The 2,737-nt window shown below is 32.7% G+C and carries 2 protein-coding genes and 1 pseudogene; 2 read left to right on the forward strand and 1 reads right to left on the reverse strand.

Translation table 11 applies throughout. The features are described from left to right. Nucleotides 1-475: YdeI/OmpD-associated family protein (locus Q0C58_RS02095; protein ID WP_290696803.1), on the forward strand; the 475-nt coding region annotated here is incomplete at its 5' end. A 57-nt stretch (nucleotides 476-532) separates the two neighbouring features. After that, complete coding sequence (locus Q0C58_RS02100; protein ID WP_290696805.1) at nucleotides 533-1,744, forward strand: bifunctional alpha/beta hydrolase/OsmC family protein; 1,212 nt, start codon at nucleotides 533-535, stop codon at nucleotides 1,742-1,744. A 98-nt stretch (nucleotides 1,745-1,842) separates the two neighbouring features. On the opposite strand, the pseudogene Q0C58_RS02105 reads toward Q0C58_RS02100, so the two are convergent. Next, nucleotides 1,843-2,737, reverse strand: a pseudogene (locus Q0C58_RS02105) (magnesium chelatase); the annotation flags it as partial.

Below are 2,737 nucleotides of genomic sequence, written 5' to 3' on the forward strand. Positions count from 1 at the left end.
TAAAGTAGAAAATAAAGAACCCTCTATGCGTTGGGAAGAAGCAGTAAAAGTAGCCTTGTGTTATGGATGGATTGATAGTACTGTAAAAAGTTTAGGCAAAGGTAAACGAAGGCAGTACTTTTGTAAGCGTAATGTAAAAAGCGTTTGGAGTGCCTTAAACAAAAAATATATTAAAGAATTAGTCTCTAATAATTTAATGCACCAAAGTGGACTAGAGATTATAAAAGCTGGCAAAAAAAACGGAAGTTGGACGGCATTAGATGCTGTAGAAAAAGGTGTTATTCCAGATAAATTACAAGACGCTTTTAGTAAAAACGTGAAGGCTTTTAATAATTATAACAACTTTGCACCTTCATACAGAAAAGGTTATCTATATTGGTTGAACCAAGCAAAAAGAGAAAAGACTATAGACAAAAGAATTATTGAAATAATACAATTTTGCGAAGCCAATGTTAAATCACGTGGAAATTGGTAAACGTTTATTTTGAAAGGCTTTCAAAATTTCTCGACCTAATAAAAAATAACATTAAAAATGAATATTAAAAAAGTAAGTTTCACAAACGCAGAAGGTCAACAACTAGTTGGTAGACTAGAACTTCCTGTAGATCAACATCCTCATAATTTTGCAATTTTCGCACACTGTTTTACATGTAACAAAAACTTATCTGCAGTTAAAAATATTAGTAGAGAATTAACCTCTAATGGTTTTGGTGTTTTACGTTTTGACTTTACTGGTTTAGGTGAAAGTGAAGGCGATTTTGAAAACACTAATTTTTCTGGTAATGTTGAAGATTTAGTAAGTGCCTCTCAGTTTTTAGCTAACGAATACTCAGCTCCTACTCTATTAATTGGGCATTCTTTAGGTGGTGCAGCATCCATTTTTGCAGCTGCACAAATAGAATCTATAAAAGCAGTTGCTACTGTTGGAGCGCCTTCTAACCCAAAACATGTTCAACATTTAATTCACAATAGTGTTGATGAAATTAAGACTACTGGAGAAGCTAAAGTTAATATTGGAGGAAGACCATTTACTATAAAAAAACAGTTTTTAGATGATATTGAGACCAAGTCTTTAGCAGAAATCGCTAAAAATTTAGATAAAGCATTATTGGTCATGCACTCGCCTCAAGACGCAACTGTTGGTATTCAAAATGCAGAACAAATTTATGTAGCAGCAAAACACCCAAAAAGCTTTGTATCTATTGATGGAGCAGATCATTTATTAATGAAAAAAGAAGACTCTACTTACACAGGAAGTGTTATTGCAAACTGGGCAAAGCGATATATTTCTGTTTCAAAAAATGAAACTTTAAATACTAATGCTCAAGTTATTGCTAGTTTAAATCTAGAGGACGGATTTTCTACACAAATGAAAGTTGGAGGTCATTTTATGATGGCAGACGAGCCTACAAGCTATGGTGGAAATGATTTTGGACCATCACCTTACGAGTTAGTCTCAGCTGGATTATCTGCTTGTACAGCAATGACTATTCAAATGTATGTAAAACGAAAAGGATGGGATTTACAAAATGTAAAAGTGCATACCAACTATGGCAAAGCACACGCAGTAGATTGTGAAGATTGTGAAACCACAGCAACTAAAATGGATACTTTTAGTCGTGAAATAAAATTAACAGGTAATCTGGACGAAGATCAAATTAAACGCATATTACAAATTGCAGATAAATGTCCTGTACATAAAACACTTCATAACGAAGTGCAGGTAATTACAAAACTTATTTAAGTAAAGTAGTGTCATTCAAAGCAAAGCGAAGAATCTCAAAGTTTAAACAATAAAACTCTTTCTGTTTTACATTGTTCTGAATGACATTACATTATTTTTTAAATATCACTTATAAAACTACCATAAGGATCTTTAAACTGAATACCTTCTGTAAAGCGATATTTACTTAGCTGCTTGTATTCCACTAAAGCCCAAAGCACAAATTCTTTAACAAAGTAACTTTCTTGTTTAGATAATTTTGCTTGATGTTCTCCCAGTAAATCGTCTAAAGGCGCTACAGCATCTAGTAATGTTTTATACTCTTTATCTCTTAAATCGTCTAATAACTCAAAACCATCACGATTGTTAAAGAACCAAGATACGATGTCATCATACGGACTATAATCCTCGTCTTTCTTCAATTTTTCAATCTTTGGAAAAAAGTCTGGAAACAAACTTTTAACAGCTTCACCAATTAATTTATAAGCCACTTCTGCAGCACCTTCTTGTTCTCCTTCGTAAACCAATTCAACTTTCCCTATAATTGCTGGAATAATACCTAAAAAATCGGATAGTCTTACCGTTGTGTTTTCATCTCCAGATTTTAGAGATCGCAACTCGGCAGTACTTAATAAATTTTCAAAAGCTGTAATACTTAAACGTGCGCTTACGCCACTTTTTTCGTCTATAAAATCGCTTTCACGCGCTTCAAAAACAATTTGTTCTAATAAATCTTTTGCTAATTCTGGTACATGTATTTGCTCTTGCTGTCTAGAATCTAACTTTGCTTCTTGCGCTGTAATTATTTTAGCAGTTTCTATATCTGTTGGATAATGTGTTAAAATTTGCGAACCAATTCTATCTTTTAAAGGTGTTACAATACTACCTCTATTGGTATAATCTTCTGGATTTGCTGTAAAAATAAATTGCATATCTAAAGGTAAACGCAGTTTAAATCCTCTAATCTGTATATCTCCTTCCTGTAAAATATTAAACAAAGCGACCTGTATTCTA

The sequence above is a fragment of the Lacinutrix sp. genome, assembly GCF_023299985.1.
GTDB lineage: Bacteria > Bacteroidota > Bacteroidia > Flavobacteriales > Flavobacteriaceae > Lacinutrix.

What these genes read in the sequence shown, in the direction of transcription:
- Q0C58_RS02100 (WP_290696805.1), top strand. Translation starts at nt 533, where the DNA reads ATGAATATTAAAAAAGTAAGTTTCACAAACGCAGAAGGTCAACAACTA.